This window comes from Alterinioella nitratireducens (genome assembly GCF_013155465.1).
Classification (GTDB): Bacteria; Pseudomonadota; Alphaproteobacteria; order Rhodobacterales; family Rhodobacteraceae; genus Alterinioella; species Alterinioella nitratireducens.
On sequence record NZ_JABJVX010000007.1, the window covers coordinates 185,686 to 208,509 of the forward strand.

Sequence of the window (22,824 nt, forward strand, 5' to 3'; positions counted from 1 at the left end):
CCCATGGCACGAAACAATTATACCTTCACCTCCGAATCCGTGTCGGAGGGGCACCCGGACAAGGTCTGCGACCGGATCTCCGATGCGATCCTCGATGCGCTCATCGCCGAGGAACCCGAGGCGCGCGTTGCCTGCGAGACCTTCGCCACCACCGACCGCGTGGTGATCGGCGGCGAGGTCGGGCTGAGCGATCAGGACAAGCTGCACGACTACATGGCCCAGGTCGATCCCATCGTGCGCGCCTGCATCAAGGATATCGGCTACGAGCAGGACAAGTTCCATCACGAGACGGTCGAGATCACCAACCTGCTGCATGAGCAATCTGCCCATATCGCGCAAGGCGTCGATGCGGCGGCGGGCAAGGAGGAAGGGGCGGGCGACCAGGGCATCATGTTCGGTTTCGCCACCAACGAGACGCCCGAGCTCATGCCCGCGCCGATCCACTTTGCCCATGCCATCCTGCGCCGCCTTGCCGAGGTGCGCAAATCGGGCGAAGTGCCGGTTCTGGGGCCGGATGCGAAATCGCAGATCTCGGTGAATTACCGCAACGGCAAGCCGGTGGGGATCCATTCGCTTGTGCTCTCCACGCAGCACCTGGATGAAAGCCTCACCAGCCCCGACATCCGCGCCATCGTGGAGCCTTACATCCGCGAGGTTCTGCCCGAGGGCTGGCTGACCGATCAGACCATCTGGCACGTCAACCCGACCGGCAAATTCGTCATCGGCGGCCCCGATGGCGACGCGGGCCTGACCGGGCGCAAGATCATCGTCGACACCTATGGCGGTGCCGCCCCGCATGGCGGCGGCGCGTTTTCGGGCAAGGATCCGACCAAGGTGGACCGCTCGGCGGCCTATGCCGCGCGCTACCTGGCCAAGAACGTGGTGGCCGCCGGCATGGCCGAGCGTTGCACGATCCAGCTGTCCTATGCGATCGGGGTGGCGCGGCCGCTGTCGATCTATGCCGACACGCATGGCACCGGCGACGTGGAATCGCTTGAGATCGAGCGCGCCGTTGCCCGCGTCATGGACCTGACCCCGCGCGGCATCCGCGAGCATCTGGGCCTCAACCGCCCGATCTACGAGCGCACCGCCGCCTATGGCCATTTCGGCCGCACGCCCGACGCCGATGGCGGCTTCAGCTGGGAGCGCACCGACCTGACCGGCAAGCTGTCAGCCGCCGTTTAGATATTCGCCGGGGCTGTGATAGAGACAAGGGCGGTGCCGGTGACGGTGCCGCCCATTTTCATGCCCAAGAGGTTTTTCATGCCTGACATTTCCCCCGGCTTTATCGCCCGGTTCACGCGCATCTACGCCATCGTCGCGGTGGCAATCACCCTCGTCTTCGGCGTCGCCATGGCGGCGTTCCCGAACCTGCTGGCCTCGCCCATCCTGCGCGGCGCGCTGATCGGCGGCTCGGTGGGGGCGATCCTCTGGCCCGTCACCGATTTCGCGCAGCGATACCTGCAGTCGGAAGGCCGGAAACCCGAAAGCCGCGCATCCTGGGCCTATGCGATCCGCTTCGCGCTGCGGGCGCTCTTGGTCAATCTGGGGATTGGCGTGGTGGCCGTGGGCCTGTCCTTCGCGCTTGGCGGGGTGCGCGGCGACGAGATCGGCATCGCGCTTGGCGTCATGGGGATCGGCGTGGGCGTGGGTTTTGTCCTGCTGATCCCGCTCTTCCGCCTGTTCATCTGGTCCGCCTTCAAGGGCGCGGAAAAACGCGCCGCGCGCGGGTGACATGGTTGAGGCCGGGGCGGATATTGGTTAGGCACCGCTGGTCCGATTTCCTGCCAAGGGCTGCATGACCCATGCCTGACAAGACCCACCCAAAAACCCATCCTTCAGGCGCGCCCTGGCGTAATTTCTATGGCCGCCGGAAAAGTCACCACATGAAGGACAGCCAGCAGCGGCTGATCGAGGCCGATCTGGAGGGGCTCAGCCCCGGCCCGGTGGACTGGGAGGCGAACCCCGACCGGCTGCCGCTGGACATCGACGCGCTGTTCGGCGGGCGCGAGCTCTGGCTGGAGGTGGGCTTTGGCGGTGGCGAGCACCTGGTGCATCAGGCCGCGGCCAACCCGGATGTGGGCCTGATCGGCTGCGAGCCTTACATCAACGGCGTCGCCATGCTGCTGGCCAAGATCCGCGACGCGGGCGTGGACAACCTGCGCGTCCATCCCGGCGATGCGCGCGATCTGTTCGACGTGCTGCCCGAGGCGAGCCTGTCGCGGGTCTTCCTGCTCTATCCCGACCCGTGGCCCAAGAAACGCCACCACCGCCGCCGCTTTGTCACGCAGGAGCATCTGGAGCCGCTGGCCCGCGTGATGACACCCGGCGCGATCCTGCGGGTGGCGACCGATATTCCCGATTACGTGCGTCAAACCTTGCAGGAGGTGCCGAAGGCGGGGTTCGACTGGCTGGCGGAACGCCCGCGTGATTGGCGGGAGCCGTGGGGGGATTGGCTGTCCACCCGCTATGAACAGAAGGCGCTGCGCGAGGGCCGGGTGCCGCATTACCTGGCGTTTCGCAAGACCTGAGGGGTTTCGGCGCTGACGCGCCGATCCGCCGGGGCTCTGCCCCGGACCCCGGGATATTTTCAGAACAAAGAAGCGGGGACAGGGGAGTGGACGGCCCCCGGGTCTGGCGCTATCAGCGGGGCTGACCTGTTCTGAGAAGGAAGCGCGCATGTCCGGCCATGGCACCCCGATCCCGATGACCTCCCGCCCCTCTGGGCCGCTTTCCGGCGTGGCCGAGGTGCCGGGCGACAAGTCGATCAGCCACCGCAGCCTGATCCTGGGCGCGATGGCGGTGGGCGAGACGCGGATCTCGGGGCTTCTGGAAGGGCAGGACGTGCTGGACACCGCAAGCGCGATGCGCGCCTTCGGGGCCGATGTGCAGGATCTGGGCGGTGGTGACTGGGTCGTGCATGGCGTCGGTGTCGGCGGCTTTGCCGAGCCCGGGCAGGTGATAGATTGCGGCAATTCGGGAACCGGCGTGCGGCTGATCATGGGGGCGATGGCGACCACCGCGATTACCGCCACCTTCACCGGCGATGCCAGCCTGAACGGGCGGCCGATGGCGCGGGTCACGGACCCCCTGGCGCTGTTCGGGGCCCGCGCCGTGGGGCGCGCGGGCGGGCGGCTGCCGATGACTCTGGTCGGCGCGGAGGAGCCTCTGCCAGTGCGCTACACCGTTCCGGTGCCGTCCGCGCAGGTGAAATCGGCGGTGTTGCTGGCCGGGCTGAACGCGCCGGGGCAGACCGTGGTGATCGAGACGGAGGCCACCCGCGACCATACCGAGCGGATGCTGGCGGGGTTCGGCGCCGAGATCACCACCCAAGAGACCGCGGAGGGCCGTGTCATCACCCTGACCGGCCAGCCCGAACTGACGCCCCAGACCATCGTGGTGCCGCGCGATCCGTCCTCGGCGGCCTTCCCGGTCTGCGCGGCGCTGATCGTGCCGGGCTCGGACGTGCTGGTGCCGGGGATCGGGCTCAATCCGACGCGGGCGGGGCTCTTCACGACGTTGCAGGAGATGGGGGCCGACCTGAGCTATGAGAACATGCGCGAGGAAGGCGGCGAGCCCGTTGCCGACCTGCGCGCGCGGTTCTCGCCCGACATGACAGGGATCGAGGTGCCACCCGAGCGTGCCGCCTCGATGATCGACGAATACCCCATCCTCTCGGTCGTCGCGGCCAATGCGACAGGCACCACGATGATGCGCGGCGTCAAGGAGTTGCGGGTCAAGGAAAGCGACAGGATCGAGGCCATGGCCAGCGGCCTGCGGGCCAATGGCGTGACGGTCGAGGATGGCCCCGATTGGTGGTGCGTCGAGGGGCAGGGCGCGGGCAGCGTCAAGGGGGGGGCGACCGTGGCCAGCCATCTCGATCACCGCATCGCGATGGCGTTCCTCTGCCTCGGCATGGCAGCGCGAGAGCCGGTCCATGTCGATGATGGCGGGCCGATCGCCACCTCCTTCCCGATCTTCGAGCCGCTGATGAAGGGGCTCGGCGCGGACATCGTGCGGAATAACAGCTAGGACCGCTTGACCGGGGCGTGCGGCGCGACGCATCGTTTCGCGAGGGACTGCAGCGGGAGGCCACGCCAATGATCACGGGATCCTGTCTCTGCGGGGGTATCCGGCTGCGCATCACCGGGCCGCTCGGCCCCGTCACCTATTGCCATTGCACGCAATGCCGCAAAAGCACCGGCCATGTCGCGCCGGGGGTTCCGGTCAGGTGGAGCGATATCGAGATGGACGGCACCCCCACCTGGTATGACAGCACCCCCGGCAAGGCGCGGCGCGGGTTCTGCGGCACCTGTGGCAGCACGCTGGTCTGGGAGGAATTCGACGGGCTGGCCTACCTGATGGCGGGCCTTCTGGATGCGCCGACCGGGCTGAAGGCGGACGGGCACATCTTCTATGCCGACAAGGGCGATTATTACCGGGCCAGCGACGGTTTGCCCTGTTTCGCCGCCGGGCGCAGCGGCCCGCAGGTGGACCCGTGACGCGCGGATCCTGCCTCTGTGGCGCGGTGACATACACCGTCTCCGGCCCGTTGCGTCCGGTGATCGCCTGCCATTGCCGGCAGTGCCGCAAGACCTCCGGGCACCATGTCGCGGCAACCTCGGCCCTGCGCGAGAGTGTTGCGATCCGGGGCGAGGTAACTTGGTATCGCTCCTCCCCTGGGGCACGGCGAGGGTTCTGCCCGACCTGTGGAAGCAACCTCTTCTGGGACGGGCCGGGGACGCATCTGTCGATCTTCGCCGGTACGCTCGATGCCCCGACCGGGCTGCGGATCAAGGGGCATATTTTCTGCGCCGACAAGGGCGATTACTACGAGATCGCGGACGGCCTGCCGAAGGTCGAGGGCGCCGATCCGAGCCTGACGACACAGGTGGGCTGATGCGGGCAGGCAACATCCTCTACGGACTGGTCTTCCTTGCGGGGGCGGGGGTCTATGCCGCGATGCTGCTCTGGACCCTGCCCGCGATCACCGAAGCGGCGGGCGGGCTGATGCCTTTCGACATGCGCCCCTTCGGCTATACCCACACGGAGGCGGTGAATTTCCTCGCCGCGCTGACACCGGATGGGCTGGCGCTCTATCTCGGGCCGCAGGCTTGGCTGGACCGGGCCTACCCGGCGCTTCTGGGGCTCTTCCTGGCCTGGAGCTTTCTCCGGCTCGGGCCCGGAACTCTGCCGCGTGTGGTTCTGGTCGTGGCGGCGCTGGCTGGGGCCGGGTTTGACTATTTTGAGAACGCCCGCGTCCACGCCATGCTGCAGGCCGGACCCCAGGGAACCACCGAGACGATGGCACAGGCGGCGTCGCTGGCGACTGTGCTGAAATCGGGGCTGGTCACATTCTGCCTCACGGCCCTCCTCCTGTTGGTCCTGTGGCGGGGCTGGCGCAGGTTGCGCGGCGTATCGTGACCCTTGCGGTTCCGTTCCGGCACGGCTAGCCATTGTCCATGGCATTCACGGTTGCAATCGACGGGCCGGCGGCGGCTGGCAAGGGGACCATCTCAAGGGCGGTGGCCGAACATTTCGGCTTTGCGCATCTCGATACCGGGCTGCTTTACCGGGCCGTGGGGCAGCGCACCCTGGCAGGCGAGGATGCGACCGAGGCCGCGCGCGCCTTGCGCCCCGATGACCTGGAACATCCCGACCTGCGCACCGCCGAGGCCGCGCAGGCCGCCAGCCGGGTCGCCGCCATCCCCGAGGTGCGCGCGGCGCTGCTGGATTTTCAGCGCGCCTTTGCCCGGCGCATGGGCGGCGCGGTGCTGGACGGGCGCGATATCGGGACGGTGATCTGCCCCGATGCCGAGATCAAGATCTACGTGACCGCCGACGACCAGACCCGTGCCGGGCGGCGTCACAAGGAACTGATCGAGCGGGGCCGCGACATCACCCTGGCCCAGGTGCTGACCGATCTGCGCGACCGCGATGCCCGCGACAGCGCCCGCGCGGCGGCGCCCTTGAAACCCGCCGAGGATGCGCTGCTGCTGGACACGTCCGAGATGACGGTCGACCAGGCGGTGGCGCGCGCCATCGCGTTGATCGAAGCGCGCCAATGACGGGACGCGCGACGCTGATCCTGCGCCGTGGCGGCGGCTATGCCGACCGCATGCGCGCCTATCGGATCCTCATCGACGGGGCGGATGCGGGCGAGGTCAGGCGCAATGACCGGGCCGAGTTCGACGTCGCCGCCGGACCCGTGACCGTGCAGGCCCGCATCGACTGGGCCCGGTCAAAACCGATGCAACTGACGCTTGGCGATGGCGAAGTGGCCGAGATAGAAGTCTCCAACACCCATGGCGCGATCCTCGCGGTGTGGGCGATCACCTTCGGCATGCACAATTACCTTACCCTGACGCGCAAGTGACGCAGAACGGGCGGGGCGGCGCGATTGCCGGTCCCGGACCATTTCCCCTCGACTCCTCGCTTGCGCCGCGCCACGGGCTCTAGTATACGCGCCCCCGTCGACAAGGTGGAAACCACCGCAAAACATCGAGACGGGCAGGGTCGGGACACCTCCGGCCCTCTTTGTTTTGCATCCCGCCTGACCAACGATCATCCCAAGACCGGCGGAGACAACCGCGCGGCCAGAAAAACGACCACAAAAGGAACCTGAGACCACATGGCTCAAAACGCATCCATGGAGGAATTCGAAGCCCTCCTTGAAGAAAGCTTCGAGATTGACACCCCCCAGGAGGGATCGGTTGTCAAAGGCAAGGTTCTGGCGATCGAAGCCGGACAAGCCATCATCGACGTCGGCTACAAGATGGAAGGCCGCGTTGATCTGAAAGAATTCGCAAGCCCCGGCGAAGCCCCCGAGATCGAGGTCGGCGACGAGGTCGAGATCTTCCTGCGCTCGGTCGAGAACGCGCGCGGCGAAGCCGTCATCAGCCACGAGATGGCCCGCCGTGAGGCCGCCTGGGATCGCCTGGAGAAAGCCTATGCCGACGAGGAGCGTGTCGAAGGCGCGATCTTCGGCCGCGTCAAGGGCGGCTTCACCGTCGATCTGGGCGGTGCCGTGGCGTTCCTGCCCGGCTCCCAGGTCGATGTGCGCCCGGTGCGCGACGCAGGGCCCTTGATGAACCTCAAGCAGCCCTTCCAGATCCTGAAAATGGACCGTCGCCGCGGCAATATCGTCGTCTCGCGCCGCGCCATCCTGGAAGAGTCCCGCGCCGAGCAGCGCGCCGAGGTCATCGGCAAGCTGTCCGAGGGCGACGTGGTCGACGGGATCGTCAAGAACATCACCGAATACGGGGCCTTCGTGGATCTGGGCGGTGTCGACGGCCTCTTGCACGTCACCGACATGGCCTGGCGCCGCGTCAACGACCCCAAGGACGTCCTGTCCATCGGCGAGACCGTCAAGGTGCAGGTCATCAAGGTCAACAAGGAAACCCACCGTATCAGCCTCGGCATGAAACAGCTGCAGGAAGATCCGTGGACCCTGGTGGAAGGCAAGTACCCGCTCGGCTCGGTGCATACCGGCCGTGTCACCAACATCACCGATTACGGTGCCTTTGTCGAGCTGGAGCCCGGTGTCGAAGGTCTGGTCCACGTCTCGGAAATGTCCTGGACCAAGAAGAACGTGCATCCCGGCAAGATCGTCTCCACCTCCCAGGAGGTCGAGGTCATGGTGCTGGAGATCGACACCGCGAAACGCCGCGTGTCGCTCGGCCTCAAGCAGACCATGCGCAACCCGTGGGAAGAGTTCGAAGAGAAGTATCCCGTCGGCACGCAGGTCGAGGGCGAGGTCAAGAACATCACCGAATTCGGTCTGTTCGTGGGTCTCGACAACGACATCGACGGCATGGTGCACCTCTCCGACCTGACCTGGGAAGGTCGTGGCGAAGACGTGATCGGCAACTACCGCAAGGGCGATGTCGTGCAGGCCGTGGTCTCCGAGGTGGATACCGACAAGGAGCGCATCTCGCTGTCGATCAAGGCGGTGGACGGCGATCCCTTCGCGGAAGCCATCGACGGGATCAAGCGCGGCTCGATCATCACCGTTGAAGTCACCTCGATCGAGGATGGCGGCATCGAGGTCGAGCATGAGGGCATGAAGTCCTTCATCCGCCGCTCGGACCTCAGCCGCGACCGGGCCGAACAGCGCCCCGAGCGCTTCCAGGTCGGCGACAAGCTGGATGTGCGCGTGACCAATGTGGACAGCCGTTCGCGCCGTCTGGGTCTGTCGATCAAGGCGCGTGAGATCGCGGAAGAGAAGGAAGCCGTCGAACAGTATGGCTCCTCCGATTCCGGCGCATCGCTCGGCGATATCCTTGGTGCCGCGCTCAAGGGCGACGACGACTGATTTTCAGTGTCAGACCAGTGAATTGGGGCCTCGCGGCAACGCGGGGCCCTTATCGTTCCGGCCCCGAATCAGATGCCGATACAACCTGTGGTTTTGCCGCCCGCGGTGGCACCGACCCCCGTCGGATCGGCGGCAAGCTGCCGGATGCGGCCCTATGCCCACAGATTTCCCCGCTTTTCCAACGGCTTTCCGTTTCCCTCGCCGGTCTTTCTGCCTATAGTCGGTGGGTAGCGACAAGAATCCGTAACCGGGGGGTTTGGATGATACGTTCGGAATTGATCCAGAAACTGGCTGATGAAAATCCGCATCTCTATCAACGCGATGTCGAGCGGATCGTCAGCGCTATTTTCGAGGAGATCATCGGCGCCCTGACCCAGGGCGATCGGGTGGAACTGCGCGGTTTCGGCGCGTTTTCCGTCAAGCAGAGGGATGCAAGGATCGGGCGCAACCCGCGCACCGGCGAAAGCGTCCAGGTCGAAGAGAAACATGTTCCCTTCTTCAAGGCCGGCAAGCTGTTGCGCGACAGGCTGAACGGTTTGGAGGGGAACTGACCCGTGCGTTTCATCAAGTATCTGTTTCTGGCCGTCGTGGCCCTGGTGCTGGTGCTGCTGGCGCTGGCCAACCGCGAGCCCGTGACCCTGACCGTGCTGCCGGACAACCTGGCCGAGTGGGTGAACTGGAACTTCATCGTCACCCTGCCGCTCTTCCTGGTCATCCTCGGCGGCATCGTGGCCGGTCTGCTGATCGGCTTCGTCTGGGAATGGTTCCGCGAACACCGCCAGCGGGCCGAGGCCAAGGCGCAGCGCAAGGAACGCGACCGCCTGGCCCGCGAAGTGGCCCAGTTGCGCGGCCAGAAACGCGAGAGCCAGGATGACGTGCTGGCATTGGTCGAATAGGCCGAACCGGCGGCGCAGATGACCATCTCCGTCAAGATCTGCGGCCTGTCCCGGCCCGAGGATATCCGTGCCGCCGCCGATGCGGGCGCGCGCTATGTCGGCTTCGTGCATTTCGCCAAATCGCCGCGCCATGTCGATCCCGACCGGATGGCCGCGCTGGCCGTCGAGGTGCCGGCGGGGCTGGCCAAGGTTCTGCTGACAGTCAATGCCGACGATGCGCTGCTGGACCGGATCACGACCCGCGTGCCGCTGGACATGCTGCAACTGCATGGACGCGAAACGCCCGCGCGCGTGGCCGAGGTCAAGGCGCGCTATGGCCTGCCGGTGATGAAGGCCATAGGCGTGGCCGAGGCGGCAGACCTTGACGCGATCGACGCCTATGCCCCGGTGGCCGACCAGCTTCTGATCGACGCCAAGCCGCCCAAGGGGGCCGACCTGCCCGGCGGCAACGGGCTGGCCTTCGACTGGCGGCTGCTGGCAGGCCGCAAATACTGGACCAGACCCTGGATGCTGGCCGGTGGCCTGACGCCCGAGAACGTGGCCGAGGCGGTGCGCCTGACCGGCGCGCGCCAGGTCGATGTCAGCTCTGGCGTTGAAAGCGCGCCGGGGGTCAAGGATGCGGGGCGCATCGCGGCTTTTGGAATGGCTCTCATTGACTGAAAGACTGGAAGTGGCGAGACAATGTCCGAAACGGATAAACACCTGATCGCCCATGTGGGGCAGGGGAAGACCGGCACCAGTGCCATTCAGACGGCTCTCGCTCTTGGTGTCGAGGCTCTGAAAACCCACGGTATCGTCTATCCCGACAATCGTTCCCTCGATCAGGCCAGAGCCGGCAGGATCTCCAGCGGCAATGTTAATGGCGTGTCTTTTTTCGAGACCTGCAGCACGGAGCTTGAGGCGTGCGATCCGGGCGAAACGGTTCTGGTCTCTAACGAATCGCTTCATAGAGTTTTCTTTGAAGACGTGTCGCCGCTGAAACGCATCCTGGCACATGCCGATAGCGTAAAACTGATATACTATATTCGCGATCCCCTGTCACAGGCCCTCTCTGCATACGGCCAATCTGTCAAACGAGGGGGATCGATGGCATCTGTCTCTGAATATCTTCTGTCTGACATAAATTTGAAAATCTCAATAGAGTTCCTGGAGCTTTTGGATGCACTTCCGGTCCAGGTTGAAATCGTGAATTATTCGCGCCATGAAGATCGCCATATCGCGCGCTTCGGCCAGGCTTTGGGCCTGGCCGATGATGTGCTTTCTTTGCCCGAAGGACGACGGGTCAACCGGTCGCTGACAAGGTCCGAGCTGTATTTTCAACAGCAGTTGAGCAGCCATGCAAAGAACCCAAAAGTTGCCAATATTTCCGATGCACTTTGCAACGAGCTGCCAGATATTCCTTCTGAAATTCCTTATTTCAGTGCTGAAACCCATCGGGCCTTCATCGAAGCGCAGCTTCCCTGGGTTGAAAAACTGAACTCTCTGATCCCGGCCGAAGAAGCGTTGGCGCTGCCGCAATATGACGACATTGCCCCAAATCTCGCACCGAAGGACGAGACAGTGTTGGAATTTTCCACGGCCCAGATCGACGTTTTGGCAAGAACGCTGATGCAGAGAATTCCGTCTCAGATCGTTAATAAGGACGTGCGCGAGCTTGCTTCGCGAATCCGGCCTGATCACCAATTGACCGAGACCGATGCGGTTATCCTGCTGGATATGGCGGCGGCGTTCTTGCCGAACGCTGAAGGTGTCCGCAGGAAAAGGGACAGGCTGCGTGAAAAAATTGCTGGTCGGACAAGGGGGAAAGCTCCGGCGCGAAACAAGTAGGTCGTTTTCCCCACTCTAAGGATTGTAATGTCGCGAGCGTGGGTCACGCGGTGGTGGGTCTCTCAATCAGATGTGGGGTCGTCCGGTTTTGTGGGCGAATTGAACCTGATGGGCAGAACAGTATCTGAAGCGGTCCGATTGAGATCTTGCGGCTGACCGAAGGAACGGAGTAGGCAGTGGGCGACCCGCGAAGGAGGCCCAATGACCGAAGAATTCCTGAACAGCTTCATGACCGGACCCGACGAACGCGGCCGCTTCGGCGATTTCGGCGGGCGCTTCGTCTCGGAAACCCTGATGCCGCTGATCCTGGAGCTGGAAAAGCAATACGAACACGCCAAGACCGATGACAGTTTCTGGGCCGAGATGAACGATCTCTGGACCCATTACGTGGGCCGCCCCTCGCCGCTCTATCATGCCGACCGGCTGACCGCTCACTTGGGTGGGGCCAAGATCTACATGAAGCGGGACGAGCTCAACCACACCGGCGCGCACAAGATCAACAACGTGTTGGGCCAGATCATCCTCGCCCGCCGCATGGGCAAGACCCGAATCATCGCCGAAACCGGCGCTGGCCAGCACGGCGTCGCCACCGCCACCGTCTGCGCCAAGTTCGGCCTGAAATGCGTCGTCTACATGGGTGCGCATGATGTCGAGCGTCAGGCCCCCAATGTCTTCCGGATGAAGCTTCTTGGGGCCGAGGTGGTCTCGGTCACTTCCGGGCGCGGCACGCTCAAGGACGCGATGAACGACGCGCTGCGCGACTGGGTCACCAATGTGCGCGACACGTTCTACTGCATCGGCACCGTCGCGGGCCCGCACCCCTACCCGGCCATGGTGCGCGACTTCCAGACCATCATCGGCAAGGAAGCCAGGGAACAGATGCAGGCGCGCGAGGGCCGCCTGCCCGACACGATCATCGCGGCCATCGGCGGCGGGTCGAACGCGATGGGCCTCTTCTACCCGTTCCTCGACGACAAATCCGTGAACATCATCGGGGTCGAGGCGGGCGGCAAGGGCGTCAACGACAAGATGGAGCATTGCGCCTCGCTGACCGGCGGCCGCCCCGGCGTGCTGCATGGCAACCGCACCTACCTGCTCCAGGACGATGATGGCCAGATCCTGGAAGGCTACTCGATCTCGGCGGGGCTGGATTACCCCGGTATCGGGCCGGAACATTCCTGGCTGCACGAGATCGGGCGCGCGAAATATGTCTCCGTGACCGACAAGGAGGCGCTCGCCGCCTTCCAGCTCTGCTGCGAGACCGAGGGGATCATCCCCGCGCTGGAGCCCTCGCACGCACTCGCCCATGTCATCAAGATCGCGCCGGAGCTGCCCGAGGATCACATCATCTGCATGAACATGTGCGGGCGCGGCGACAAGGACATCTTCACCGTCGCGCGGCACCTGGGTTTCGAGATGGGCGGGCATTAGGCTCTGTCGGTCGGATTCTGGAAAGACGGGGGCAAGGCTGCGGTCTCTGCCTCGGTTTTCCGGTCGTAAACCTCCGTTTATTCCCCTCATCCGGTGTTTATGCGAGGCTGGCTAAACGCCGGGCCAATGGCGTCATGGCCCGGTTCAGGCCATCTGGGGTCTCAAGCGGCGAGGGCCAATCCCTTCCCGCATCACCCTTTGGAGAAGGAAAACCCCATGTCCATCAAACGCCTTACCGTCCTTATCGGCGCCGCCAGCCTGATCGCCACCGTCGGCCTCGCCCAGACCGCACCCCAGGCCGGATCCTCGCCCTGGCTCGCCACTGTGATGGAGGAGCTTGCCGCCGCCGGCTACGGCCAGTTCGAGATCGAGACCGAGGGGAACCAGGTCGAGGTCGAAGCGCGCAACGGGGCCGATGAGATCGAGCGCTACTATTCCCTGGACGGCACCTTGCTGCGCGAGGAGGTCACGGTGAACGGTGTCGAAACCGAACGCTATTTCGATGCCGATGGCAATGTCATCCGCGAAGAGATTGACCGCGACGATGACTGACCCCATCTGAAAATGGCACCTGCTCCGCCAGCGATGGCGGAGCGACCCATCGGAGAAAGCGCATGCGCGCCCTCATCACCCTTTTGTTCTTGACCCTCGCCACGCCCGCGCTGGCCGATGGAGCCGCTGCCGCGAGGCTCTGGATGGCGCAATTGCAGGCCGAGGGCTATACCGAGATCGAGGAAAGCTACACCTGGCTGTGGCGGATCCGCATCCTGGCCGAACGCGGCAATGTCGAGCGTGAGATCATTCTCGACCGTGCCACGGGCGAGGTCTTGCGGGACATCTCGCGCGCCGAAGATGGCTATCTGCACCATCCCGATGAAGACGATGATGACGAGGATGACGCCGATGACGACTAGGCGCATGACCTGGGCATTGCGTCTTCTGGTGGCCTTTCAGGCCGCTTTTACAGCGGTGTTCCTGTGGGATCTGGCGGCCAGCATCCTGGGCCTGCGGACAACGCCCATATCGTGGCAAATGCGCGAATTGATCGAGGTCGGGGCAGCACTCGGCCTGCTCGCCGGACTGGTTGCCGGCACATTGGTGCTGCGCCGCGCCCGGGCGCGCCAGCTCCGCGCCGAGGACAGCCTGCGCGCGGCCTCGGGTCATTTCATGGATCTCGTGCAGGACCGCTTTGCCGATTGGGCGCTGACCCCCGCCGAACGGGAAGTGGCGCTCTTCGCGCTCAAGGGGATGTCGCTGTCCGAAATCGCGGCGTTGCGCGACACCTCCGAAGGCACGGTCAAGGCGCAGACAAACGCGATCTACCGCAAGGCGGGCGTCACCGGCAGGCCGCAATTGCTCAGCCTCTTCATCGACGATCTGCTGGCCGGGGCGCCGCCCCTGATCACGACGCCGCCGCGTGCGCCCGCAAGACCTCCAGAGGTACGATCTCCAGCGCCTTTTGATGTGTCGCGGCCAGGTTGACCTGCGGCGCGCAACCCTCGTCATGGGCCTGCAGGAACCGCGCGGCGCAAAGACACCAGTGATCGCCGGGGTCCAGCCCCGCGAACCCGAACTCGGGGCGCGGCGTGGACAGGTCGTTGCCGACATATTTCGAGAACGCCAGGAACTCCGCCGTCATCAGGGCACAGACCGTGTGACTGCCTGCATCCTCGACGCAGGTATTGCACGCCCCGTCGCGGAAAAACCCGGTCATCGGCGCGGTGGAGCAGCTTTGCAACGCCTCGCCCAGAACATTCACCGACGGATCCATATCACCCATGTCTCATCCTCCTTTGCGCCAGCCTACAGGCTTTCGGCGATCAGGCGAAAGATGCGGATATTCTCTTCATTTACCCCTGGCTCCCGGAACTGCCGGTCGGCGGCATTGGCCGCGATCACCACGCCGTTCACCTGATCGACATAGACATATTGCCCGTAAATGCCGCGCGCCATGAACTGCCCCGGTTCCGCGCCGACAGGAATCCACCATTGATAGCCATAACCGATCCGCCCCGGTTCCGTATTGGCCGAGGGTGTGGTGGAGGCGTCGACCCAACCCTCCGGCACGATCCGCGTTCCGTCATAGACCCCGCCTTGCAGGAACATCAGCCCAAGCCGCGCATAGTCGCGTGTGGTCAGGTTCAGCCCGCCCAGGACGAAGGCGACCCCCTCGCCATCGGTGATGTAATAGGGCTCCCGCTCCAGCCCCAGAGGCGCGATCACGCGCTCGGAGAGGAGGTCGGGGATGCTGCGGCCCGTGGCCCCCCGGATGACCATGCCGATCACATGCGTGTCGATCGAGACATATTGCCATTGCTCCCCCGGATCGCGGTCCCGCGCCTCCAGGTCGGCGGCGAACCGGTCCATCGACCGGCCAAGCGCCAGCGCCCGGCCCATCCGGTTGATGTCGGAATCGTAATCCAGGTAATCCTCGTCGAATGTGACGCCCGATTGCATCTGCAACACGTCGCGGATCGAGGCCCCCTCATAGGCCGACCCCTCCAGCAGCGGCGCGTAGTCCGTCACCGGGGCGTCGAGATCGGGGATGGTGCCATCGGCGACCAGCGTTCCCATCAGCGCGGAAAGATAGCTCTTCGCCACCGACCAGCTGATCCGCAGATCGTCCGGCCCGGTGCCAAGATGATAGCTTTCATGCACCAGATCGCCCTCGTCGAGGATGACCAGCGCGGTGACCGATCGCTCCTCGATCCAGGTCTCCACCTCATCCGGCAGGTCGTAGGGCGCGCCCTCGGGCAGGGGCGACACGGGGCCATCGCCGCGCGGTACGGGGGTGGTCAGGAAGGCGCGGTCCATATGGCTGAAATTCTGCACGATCCGGTCGGGCGCAAACAGCGTGTTGACCGCCCAAAGCCGCATGATCTCCTCGCGCTTCCAGACGCCCAGGGCGGCCGCTGCCAGCAGCAGAACCAACAGAATTCGCAGGCTTATCCTCAACACGCGCCGCATGATCGCTCCTCCCCCGTTTGGCCTGCAGCAGATCACGGGCGACCCGCCCCGATCAATCCGAACCCGACGTCACGCGGCCCATTTGATCCAGCGGCCATGGAAATCCACCCGCGCCAGCGTCTTGCGCGCGCCACCCGGCCACAGACGCACCGTCAGCGCCGCGCCATCACCGAGCGCATCGGCCTCCATCGCCAGATGCGCCAGCGGGGCGTGTTGCGTGGCCCGTGCGCCCGCGTCTTGCAGCGCCGCTTCGCATCTTGCCGCGGTCTCGGGCGGGAAATACTGCCAGGCGATGGTGTTGTAGACAAGGTGCAGGGCGCCGGGGCAGGGGGGTGCCAGTCTGGCCTCCAGCCAGGGCGCGGCATCGCCCCGCGCGGGCCGGGTCGTGGCAAGCGCAATGGCGTTCCGGGTCAGCGCCGCGCGATAGGGCTGGTCGGGCCAGAGATAGGCCAGGATGCGCAGCGCATCGCCCGCCTCGGAGGGGTCCAGCGGGTTCAGGTCGATCCCCGCACGGTCCTGCACGGTGATGGGGGCAGGGGCGGGGGCCGCCGCGCCCTGCCAATCGGGGGTAAAGCGCACCGGACTGCCGCCCGCGCCGATCACCCCGCAGGGCGTCTCAAGCGCATAGGCGTCAAAGGCCATGTTCAACCCGGCGCTCGCCCCCAGTTCCGACAGCACAAAGGGCAGCCCGCAGCGCCCCGCCAGCCATGCCGCGCCTGCCAGCAGGGCCGCCGAGCGGCGCACTTCATTGGTCTGCGGGGCCGAGTCCAGCCAGCGCAGGATCTGCGCCTCGTGGGTCAGCACCGCGGCCGCAAGCGCGGGTTTCAGAACGTCATCCCCCACATCCTGCGGCGGATAGGCCGCGACCAGCGCCGCATCCTTGCCCTGAAGGACCAGCGCATGCAGCGCGCCCGCCAGCCGCAAAGGCACCGAATGGCCCGAGGGCGACAGATCGCCCGGCCACGCCTTCACCCGCGCCGCCACCGCGCCGGTGTCACTTTCCAAGACCTGCCACAGAAGCGGCAGCATCCGGCCCATGAAGGGCGAGTCAAGCTTGGCACAGGCACGAGACTGGATGGCAAAGGCGTCTGCCGCCCTCACCGAAACTTGTCCATCAGCTTCTGCATCGCGCTGCGCGTGTCGGGCGCCTCGGCGGCGGGCTGCTCGGCGGGCTTTTCCGCCACCTCGCTGCTCGCCTCCCGCGCCGGCTGCATCCGCAGGGCAATCGCGTTCATGAACCGGCCCTTGTCGCCCGCCGCCAGGTCCGGCGCCCCATCCGCGATCCCGCGCAACAGGTCGTCCAGCCCGTCCTGCTCGGCCTTGGCGAAATCCGACAGCACATATCCCGACACCCGGTCCTTATGCCCCGGATGCCCGATGCCGATCCGCACGCGGTCATACTCCGCCCCGATATGCGCGTGCAGGGACCGCAGCCCGTTATGGCCTGCGTGACCGCCGCCCGTCTTGACCCGCACCTTGCCCGGCGCAAGGTCCAGCTCATCGTGAAACACGGTGACGTCACCGGGCTCCAGCTTGAAGAAGCGCATCGCCTCACCCACCGATTGGCCCGAGAGGTTCATGAAGGTCTCGGGCTTCAGAAGCGCCAGTTTCTCGGACCCGAACCGCCCCTCGCTCAAGCTGCCCTGGAACTTCGACCGCCAGGGCGAAAACCCGTGCTCCTCGGCGATCCGGTCCAGCGCCATGTAGCCGATATTGTGCCGGTTGCCGGCGTATTTTCCGCCGGGATTGCCCAGGCCGACCCAAAGTTGCATCCCCGTCCCCTGCGATTGTCCGTTCCTGCCGTTCTATAGGCGGGCCGCCGGGATCTTTCAACAAATCCGGGGCTTGGCGGGGCGGTGTCCCGGTCTTACCTTTGGCCCCGGCGCAAAGCGGACAAGGGGGCGGGCGCATGTGGGACTGGCTGTCGGAGAACGCGGGGATCATCCAGGTGGCCGTGGCCGCGATCACCGCGCTTGTCTGGCTGGTCTACCTGCACATCCTCGTCTCGGGCCTGCGCCGCCAGCGCCGGACCGAGATCCTGATCCACCTGGGCGGGGCCGAGGACACCGATGCCCGCGTCATCGTCAGCAATCTGGGGTTTGAGCCGATTTACGTGCTGGAGGTCATCCTGTCGATCTGGAACGCCGATGGCGGGCGCGAAAGCTCGGTCGCCGACCGCACCGAGATCGCGCGGCAAGACCTGACCTCGCCGCTTGAATCGACCCTGCAAGGCCCCCTGAACAGCGGCGAGTTTGTCGATATCGGCAGTTTCGAGAACCTGTTGCAGCGCACCCGCTGGAAGACCGCGGACGACCTTGACATCGCCGATCTGGAACGCGCCGAGATCAAGGTGGCCGCGATCACGGCGGGGCGCAGCAATATCGTCGCGGCCTACCGCCAGTTCCATATCGAGGCCAAGGGGGATGTCTGCCGCATCAGGCCCGACACGCTTTCGGCCAGACAAATCCGATCCTGGTGGGGGCGCAGCAAGGTCAGGCGGCAATTGCAGGCGCGGCTGGACGGCCAGCAGGGCGACCGTGGGAATGGATGAGAGGGCCAAACTTCCGGTTGCGGGCTTGCTGGCCCTTCTGTCATTTCATCTGGCAATCGTGTTGGGCGCTTTCATCGTCGCAGATGGCGAGATGGCGATCCTCTTTCTGTTGGGAATTGGGTATATCTGGGTACTTAATGCGGTGGCGCATATCCCGTTCCTGATCGTTCCGTCGATTGCGGCCCTTGCCGCCTTTGCCGCGATGCTCTGCCTTGCCCGCACCCGGCATTGGAGTTTCGGGATCGCCACGGGCATCGCCCCGATCATGGTCTTTGTCCTTATAGCGGAAATCTCGACCCTGGCGGCGATGCGGATCGCCCGCGCAGGTCTCGACGCGCCGACCTGCCTCTACGGTGTGCAGTCCTTCACGTCCTCGACTGCTGATCTGTTCGCAAACCTTGAACCGCTCTGGGGCGACACGCGGCGTTACCGGCACCACGCGCATCTGGCTTTGCCGGACGAGCGTTTGATGATGTGGAGCTATTCAGAGATGTCCTTCGTCACGTTCGAGCCGAGCCCGTTTGACGTAGATCACGTTCCGCCTGACTGCGCGGACCTCCTCGCGACACCGTAGCAGGAGGCTGGAGGAGGCATACCCCAATGAAAAACGCGAGGCCGTGACGGCCCCGCGTTCCTTGAAAAACCTTGCGTTGGACGCCGGGCTTACTCTTCGGTCTTTCTTTCGCCTTCGCCCTCGCCAGCCTCGTCCGATCCGTCCTGATCGACATTGATGGCTTCGACCTCATCGGCGGCCACCTCATCCTCGTCCTCGGCTTCTTCAGCAGCGGTGAGGGCGGAGGGAGCGGTGATGTTGGCGATCACGAAATCGCGGTCGATGGTCGGCTTCGCGCCCGAAGGCAGCTTGACCGAGGAGATCGAGATATTGTCGCCGATCTCCATTTCCGACACGTCGATGGTGATGTGATCGGGGATATCGCCCGCGGTCACCTTCAGTTCGACTTCCGGGCGGATCAGCGTCAGTACGCCACCGCGCGACAGGCCGGGGCTCTCCTCTTCGCCGACAACCTCGACGGGGATGTAGAGCGCGATCTTGGTGGTGCGGCGCAGGCGAATGAGGTCGATATGCGTCGGCAGATCCTTGACCACGTCCCGCTGCACGGCGCGGCAGATGACGCGCACGTCCTCCTGGCCTTCCATCTTCAGGTTGAAGAGGGTGGCAAGGAAGCGGCCCGCCTTCAGGTGCTTGATCAGCGCGTTGAAGGGGATCTGCAACGCCAGCGGATCAGCACCGCCACCGTAAACGACTCCGGGCACCATGCCATCACGGCGTGCTTGGCGGGCGGCCCCCTTGCCTGTCCCCGCGCGTGCCTCGACTACGAGATCGGGAATCTCTTTAGCCATAGGTATTCTCCATATATTAAAGGGCGGCCTCCAAGGGTGTCCGCCACGTGAAGCCGCGCGTATAGACCAGGATCGCCTGCTTGGAAAGGGGCAAAGGCGCTTTGGCGATTGCTTTGGATAAGGCCCCGTGGCAAGGGCCGATCCATGTCGATCCTTTCCGCCCTGCGCCTCAGCCATCGCCCCGCCCGCGGCTTTGCCGTGATCGGCGTCCTGTGGGGCAGTTTCGCCGCCCAGGTGCCGGTGTTCAAGGCCGGGTTGGGGGTGGATGACACGCTTTTCGGCCTGATCTTCCTTGGCACTTCCCTGGGGCTGGTGACGACGATCTGGCTGGCCCCGCTTTTCGACCGCATCCTGGGCCGCTCCGCCATGCCGGTTGCCGCGATGCTGGTGGCCAGCGCCTTCCTGATGCCGGGGCTGGTGACACATCCCGCCCTCTTCATGGGCGTGATGATGGCGCTCGGCCTCACCTCCGGCCTGCTCGACGTGGTGATCAATGCCCGCGTGTCCGAGCTTGAGGCCGCCAACAACCGCTCGCTGATGAACGCCAATCACGGCATGTTCTCGCTGGCCTATGCGATCTCGGCCATGCTGACGGGCCTCGCGCGCGAGGTCGGGCTGCCGCCCGTCGCCGTTTTCGCCTGCCTCTGGCTGGTCATCGCGGTGCTGGCCTCTGGCATGCGCCTGACCCCCGCCCCCGTCGATGAGGCCGAGCGCGCGGCCCAGGGCGCCTTCCCCTGGCGCGTTGTCCTCATCTGCGGCGGTATCGTCCTCATCGCCTTCTTCGTCGAGGCCACGGTCGAAGCCTGGTCGGCCCTGCATATCGAACGCACCCTTGGCGGGCGGGCGGCAGAAGGCGCGTTCGGTCCCGCCGTCCTGGGCCTCACCATGGCCTTCGGACGCTTCTCGGGGCAGGCGATCTCGGGCCGGTTCTCGGAGACCTCGGTGATCGTGATCGGCTCGGGCCTTGCCAGTATCGGCGCGCTCATTGCCGCCGCCGCGCCCGGCCCCGCCATCGCCTATCTGGGCTTCGGCACCATGGGGCTTGGCATTTCCGTGGTCGGGCCGATGGGTCTGGCGCTGGTCGGTCGCCTCGTGCGCCCCGGCAGGCGCACCGCCGCCGTGGCGCGCGCCGCCGTGATCGGCTTCGTGGGTTTCATGGCCGCACCCGCCGTGATGGGCCTGATGTCAGGCGCCTTCGGGTTGCGCATGGCTTTCGTCGCGGTGGCGATGCTGGCGCTGATCGGCCCCGGCCTGGCGCTGGCGATCCGCGTTCAGGCCCAGTTTCCCTCGAAATCGGCGGGGATCAGCAGGTTGTGACGGCCCAGGTTGCGCACGTCGCGCTCGCCTGACAGGGCCATGGCGGTGTCCAGCTCCTTGTGGATCACCTCCAGCGCCCTGGTCACGCCCGCCTCGCCCATCGCCCCCAGCCCGTAGACGAAGGCGCGCCCGATATAGGTGCTTTTCGCGCCCATCGCGACCGCCTTCAGCACGTCTTGGCCCGACCGGATGCCGCTGTCGAAATGCACCTCCACCTTGTCGCCCACGGCCTCCAGGATCGAGGGCAGCATCCGGATCGCGCTCAACGCCCCGTCCTGCTGCCGCCCGCCATGGTTCGAGACGACAATCGCATCCGCCCCAACATCGACGGCGCGCTTGGCGTCCTCCACGTCGAGGATGCCCTTCAGGATCACCGGCCCATCCCACCAGCTGCGCAGCTCGCGGATCCGGTCCCAGTCCAGCGCGTGATCGAACGCCTTCGAGGTCCATTCGCTGAGCGACCCGGTCGCATCCACCCCCTTGGCGTGGCCCACGACATTGCCGAAGGTGTGCCGCCTGGTGCCAAGCATCCCCAGGCCCCACCGCACCTTGGTCATCATGTTGGCGACAGAGGCAGGTGTCAGTTTCGGCGGCGCGGAAAGGCCGTTCTTCACGTCCTTGTGCCGCTGCCCCATGATCTGCAAATCGGCGGTGATGACCAGCGCCGAGCAGTTCGCATCCTTCGCCCGCGCGAACAGGCGGCGCATGAAATCGTCGTCCTTCAGCGTGTAGACCTGGAACCAGAACGGCTTGTCCGTGTTCGCGGCCACATCCTCGATGGAACAGATCGACATGGTCGAGAGCGTGAACGGCACCCCGAACCTCTCCGCCGCCCGCGCCGCCTTGATCTCGCCATCGGCGCATTGCATCCCCGTCAGCCCGACCGGGGCCAGCGCCACCGGCATCGCCACCTCCTGGCCCACCATCGTCGTCGCGGTCGAGCGGCCCGTCATGTCCACGGCGACCCGCTGGCGCAGGCGGATCAGCTCGAAATCGGTGGTATTCTCACGAAAGGTCTGCTCGCTCCAACTGCCCGATTCCGCGTAATCGTAGAACATCTTCGGCGTGCGGCGCTTATAGATGCGCTTGAGATCGTCGATATTGGTGATGACGGGCATCGGGGCGTCTCCGCGTGTGACTGGTAAGATAGTTTTACCAATCAAGCCTAGACCGCGCAATGCCCTTCGCCCGCGCCCCTCAGGCCCGGTGCGCGCCCTCGGCCAGCGAGCGCACGAAATCCAGAACTTCGGCCACCGGCTTGCCCGCCGCGATCTCGGACACGATGGCCGAGCCCACGACCGCCCCATCCGCGATCCGCGCGATGCCTTCCGACATCTCGGGCGTGCGGATGCCGAAGCCCACGATGATCGGCAGGTCGGTCTGCGACTTGATCCGGGCCACTTCGGGCGCCACGTCACCCGCTTCGGGCGCGGCGGCCCCGGTGATGCCGGTGATCGAGACGTAGTAGACAAAGCCCGACGTGTTCTCCAACACCTTGGGCAGGCGGGCATCATCGGTGGTGGGCGTGGCCAGCCGGATGAAGTTCAGCCCCGCCTTCTGCGCCGGAATACACAGTTCCTCATCCTCTTCGGGCGGCAGGTCCACCACGATCAACCCGTCGATCCCGGCCTCCCTGGCGTCCCTCAGGAACGCCTCCACCCCGTGGTTGTAGATGGGGTTGTAATAGCCCATCAGCACGATGGGGGTGGTGTCGTCGCCCGTGCGGAACGCGGCGGCCAGCGCCAGCGTCTTCTTCAGCGTCTGACCGGCCTCCAGCGCGCGTTGGCCCGCAAGCTGGATGGTGGGGCCGTCGGCCATCGGATCGGTGAAGGGCAGGCCAAGCTCGATGATGTCGACGCCCGCGGCGGGCAGGCCCTTCACCACCTCCAGCGAGGTGTCGTAATCGGGATCGCCCGCCATCACATAGGTGACGAAGGCTTTCTTGCCCGCGCTGGCAAGCTCGGCGAATTTGGCGTCGATCCGTGTCATTCTGGGTTCCCCATCTGGCGTCCGGCCCGGTTTGGCGAATGCCGCGCCGGAAATCAATGGGGTCCGCACAGGCGAGGACGCCCGGCAGGGGCGGAGGAGCGGCTCCTCGCCCCCGTTCCGGGCGCTCCTCGCCCTATCCCGTTGCGCCCTATCCCGCATCCGCATAGAAG

28 protein-coding genes are annotated in these 22,824 nt (G+C 65.4%); 21 read left to right on the top strand and 7 right to left on the bottom strand.

Annotated features, from left to right (window positions below; translation table 11 throughout):
• Positions 1 to 3 precede the first annotated feature (3 nt).
• The 18 genes from metK (at position 4) to HNS34_RS13440 (ending at position 13,950) form a co-directional block, all read left to right on the top strand.
• Positions 4 to 1,185 (top strand): methionine adenosyltransferase, encoded by a 1,182-nt coding sequence (gene metK, locus HNS34_RS13355; RefSeq protein WP_172320569.1) that lies wholly within the window; start codon positions 4 to 6, stop codon positions 1,183 to 1,185.
• 78 nt (positions 1,186 to 1,263) lie between these two features.
• Positions 1,264 to 1,734 carry an ABZJ_00895 family protein gene (locus HNS34_RS13360; protein ID WP_172320570.1) on the top strand — a complete coding sequence of 157 codons (471 nt, stop codon included), beginning with the start codon at positions 1,264 to 1,266 and terminating at the stop codon, positions 1,732 to 1,734.
• A 71-nt stretch (positions 1,735 to 1,805) separates the two neighbouring features.
• Positions 1,806 to 2,531 (top strand): tRNA (guanine(46)-N(7))-methyltransferase TrmB, encoded by a 726-nt coding sequence (trmB, locus tag HNS34_RS13365; RefSeq protein WP_172320571.1) that lies wholly within the window; start codon positions 1,806 to 1,808, stop codon positions 2,529 to 2,531.
• 148 nt (positions 2,532 to 2,679) lie between these two features.
• Positions 2,680 to 4,032 carry a 3-phosphoshikimate 1-carboxyvinyltransferase gene (gene aroA, locus HNS34_RS13370; RefSeq protein WP_172320572.1) on the top strand — a complete coding sequence of 451 codons (1,353 nt, stop codon included), beginning with the start codon at positions 2,680 to 2,682 and terminating at the stop codon, positions 4,030 to 4,032.
• Positions 4,033 to 4,100: 68 nt separating this feature from the next.
• Complete coding sequence (locus HNS34_RS13375; RefSeq protein ID WP_172320573.1) at positions 4,101 to 4,502, top strand: GFA family protein; 402 nt, start codon at positions 4,101 to 4,103, stop codon at positions 4,500 to 4,502.
• Entirely contained in the window at positions 4,499 to 4,900 is a 402-nt protein-coding gene (locus HNS34_RS13380) for a GFA family protein (protein WP_172320574.1), read from the top strand. The genes HNS34_RS13375 and HNS34_RS13380 overlap by 4 nt, the downstream gene beginning before the upstream one ends.
• The gene (locus tag HNS34_RS13385) at positions 4,900 to 5,424 is read left to right on the top strand and encodes a hypothetical protein (RefSeq protein WP_172320575.1); all 525 of its coding nucleotides are present in this window, start codon (positions 4,900 to 4,902) and stop codon (positions 5,422 to 5,424) included. The genes HNS34_RS13380 and HNS34_RS13385 overlap by 1 nt, the downstream gene beginning before the upstream one ends.
• Positions 5,425 to 5,462: 38 nt before the next feature.
• Entirely contained in the window at positions 5,463 to 6,068 is a 606-nt protein-coding gene (locus HNS34_RS13390) for a (d)CMP kinase (protein ID WP_172320576.1), read from the top strand.
• Positions 6,065 to 6,376, top strand: coding sequence for a hypothetical protein (locus HNS34_RS13395; protein ID WP_172320577.1), 312 nt, complete (start codon positions 6,065 to 6,067; stop codon positions 6,374 to 6,376). Before HNS34_RS13390 ends, HNS34_RS13395 begins: the two co-directional genes overlap by 4 nt.
• A 255-nt stretch (positions 6,377 to 6,631) precedes the next feature.
• On the top strand, positions 6,632 to 8,314 hold the full coding sequence (rpsA, locus tag HNS34_RS13400) for a 30S ribosomal protein S1 (RefSeq protein ID WP_172320578.1): 1,683 nt from the start codon (positions 6,632 to 6,634) through the stop codon (positions 8,312 to 8,314).
• Positions 8,315 to 8,574: 260 nt separating this feature from the next.
• Positions 8,575 to 8,865: an integration host factor subunit beta gene (gene ihfB / locus HNS34_RS13405; protein ID WP_172320579.1), complete on the top strand. Its 291-nt coding sequence runs from the start codon at positions 8,575 to 8,577 to the stop codon at positions 8,863 to 8,865.
• A gap of 3 nt (positions 8,866 to 8,868) precedes the next feature.
• Positions 8,869 to 9,210 carry a lipopolysaccharide assembly protein LapA domain-containing protein gene (locus HNS34_RS13410; protein WP_172320580.1) on the top strand — a complete coding sequence of 114 codons (342 nt, stop codon included), beginning with the start codon at positions 8,869 to 8,871 and terminating at the stop codon, positions 9,208 to 9,210.
• 18 nt (positions 9,211 to 9,228) lie between these two features.
• A complete protein-coding gene (locus HNS34_RS13415; protein ID WP_172320581.1) occupies positions 9,229 to 9,870 on the top strand; it encodes a phosphoribosylanthranilate isomerase in 642 nt (213 codons plus the stop codon).
• Between the two features lie 21 nt (positions 9,871 to 9,891).
• Positions 9,892 to 11,037 carry a hypothetical protein gene (locus HNS34_RS13420; RefSeq protein WP_172320582.1) on the top strand — a complete coding sequence of 382 codons (1,146 nt, stop codon included), beginning with the start codon at positions 9,892 to 9,894 and terminating at the stop codon, positions 11,035 to 11,037.
• Between the two features lie 201 nt (positions 11,038 to 11,238).
• Positions 11,239 to 12,468: a tryptophan synthase subunit beta gene (trpB, locus tag HNS34_RS13425; protein WP_172320583.1), complete on the top strand. Its 1,230-nt coding sequence runs from the start codon at positions 11,239 to 11,241 to the stop codon at positions 12,466 to 12,468.
• Positions 12,469 to 12,684: 216 nt separating this feature from the next.
• Complete coding sequence (locus HNS34_RS13430) at positions 12,685 to 13,020, top strand: toxin-antitoxin system YwqK family antitoxin (RefSeq protein ID WP_172320584.1); 336 nt, start codon at positions 12,685 to 12,687, stop codon at positions 13,018 to 13,020.
• A 62-nt stretch (positions 13,021 to 13,082) separates the two neighbouring features.
• On the top strand, positions 13,083 to 13,382 hold the full coding sequence (locus HNS34_RS13435; protein ID WP_172320585.1) for a hypothetical protein: 300 nt from the start codon (positions 13,083 to 13,085) through the stop codon (positions 13,380 to 13,382).
• Entirely contained in the window at positions 13,372 to 13,950 is a 579-nt protein-coding gene (locus HNS34_RS13440; RefSeq protein WP_328700537.1) for a helix-turn-helix transcriptional regulator, read from the top strand. Before HNS34_RS13435 ends, HNS34_RS13440 begins: the two co-directional genes overlap by 11 nt.
• Here HNS34_RS13440 and HNS34_RS13445 read toward each other — a convergent pair.
• The 4 genes from HNS34_RS13445 to pth all read right to left on the bottom strand — a co-directional run bounded on the left by HNS34_RS13445 (position 13,871) and on the right by pth (position 17,207).
• Positions 13,871 to 14,248, bottom strand: a complete 378-nt coding sequence (locus HNS34_RS13445) for a DUF2237 family protein (RefSeq protein ID WP_172320586.1) — start codon at positions 14,246 to 14,248, stop codon at positions 13,871 to 13,873. The two genes, HNS34_RS13440 and HNS34_RS13445, sit on opposite strands and share 80 nt — an antisense overlap.
• Before the next feature lie 23 nt (positions 14,249 to 14,271).
• Complete coding sequence (locus tag HNS34_RS13450; protein ID WP_172320587.1) at positions 14,272 to 15,435, bottom strand: serine hydrolase domain-containing protein; 1,164 nt, start codon at positions 15,433 to 15,435, stop codon at positions 14,272 to 14,274.
• A gap of 69 nt (positions 15,436 to 15,504) precedes the next feature.
• Positions 15,505 to 16,536 carry a DUF2332 domain-containing protein gene (locus HNS34_RS13455; protein ID WP_172320588.1) on the bottom strand — a complete coding sequence of 344 codons (1,032 nt, stop codon included), beginning with the start codon at positions 16,534 to 16,536 and terminating at the stop codon, positions 15,505 to 15,507.
• Complete coding sequence (pth, locus tag HNS34_RS13460; RefSeq protein WP_172320589.1) at positions 16,533 to 17,207, bottom strand: aminoacyl-tRNA hydrolase; 675 nt, start codon at positions 17,205 to 17,207, stop codon at positions 16,533 to 16,535. The genes HNS34_RS13455 and pth overlap by 4 nt, the downstream gene beginning before the upstream one ends.
• 137 nt (positions 17,208 to 17,344) lie before the next feature.
• Here pth and HNS34_RS13465 point away from each other — a divergent pair, with 137 nt between their 5' ends.
• Together HNS34_RS13465 and HNS34_RS13470 are read left to right on the top strand one after the other, a co-directional pair.
• Positions 17,345 to 17,986: a hypothetical protein gene (locus HNS34_RS13465; protein ID WP_172320590.1), complete on the top strand. Its 642-nt coding sequence runs from the start codon at positions 17,345 to 17,347 to the stop codon at positions 17,984 to 17,986.
• A complete protein-coding gene (locus tag HNS34_RS13470; protein WP_172320591.1) occupies positions 17,979 to 18,560 on the top strand; it encodes a hypothetical protein in 582 nt (193 codons plus the stop codon). The genes HNS34_RS13465 and HNS34_RS13470 overlap by 8 nt, the downstream gene beginning before the upstream one ends.
• Positions 18,561 to 18,649: 89 nt before the next feature.
• Here the strand turns inward: HNS34_RS13470 and HNS34_RS13475 are convergent, their stop codons facing one another.
• Positions 18,650 to 19,348: a 50S ribosomal protein L25/general stress protein Ctc gene (locus HNS34_RS13475; protein ID WP_172320592.1), complete on the bottom strand. Its 699-nt coding sequence runs from the start codon at positions 19,346 to 19,348 to the stop codon at positions 18,650 to 18,652.
• A gap of 144 nt (positions 19,349 to 19,492) precedes the next feature.
• Between HNS34_RS13475 and HNS34_RS13480 the strand changes: the two genes are divergently transcribed.
• Entirely contained in the window at positions 19,493 to 20,665 is a 1,173-nt protein-coding gene (locus tag HNS34_RS13480) for an MFS transporter (RefSeq protein WP_172320593.1), read from the top strand.
• On the opposite strand, the gene HNS34_RS13485 is transcribed toward HNS34_RS13480, so the two are convergent.
• Positions 20,620 to 21,783, bottom strand: coding sequence for an alpha-hydroxy acid oxidase (locus HNS34_RS13485; RefSeq protein ID WP_172320594.1), 1,164 nt, complete (start codon positions 21,781 to 21,783; stop codon positions 20,620 to 20,622). The two genes, HNS34_RS13480 and HNS34_RS13485, sit on opposite strands and share 46 nt — an antisense overlap.
• Before the next feature lie 79 nt (positions 21,784 to 21,862).
• Positions 21,863 to 22,654: a tryptophan synthase subunit alpha gene (gene trpA, locus HNS34_RS13490; protein WP_172320595.1), complete on the bottom strand. Its 792-nt coding sequence runs from the start codon at positions 22,652 to 22,654 to the stop codon at positions 21,863 to 21,865.
• Positions 22,655 to 22,824 lie beyond the last annotated feature (170 nt).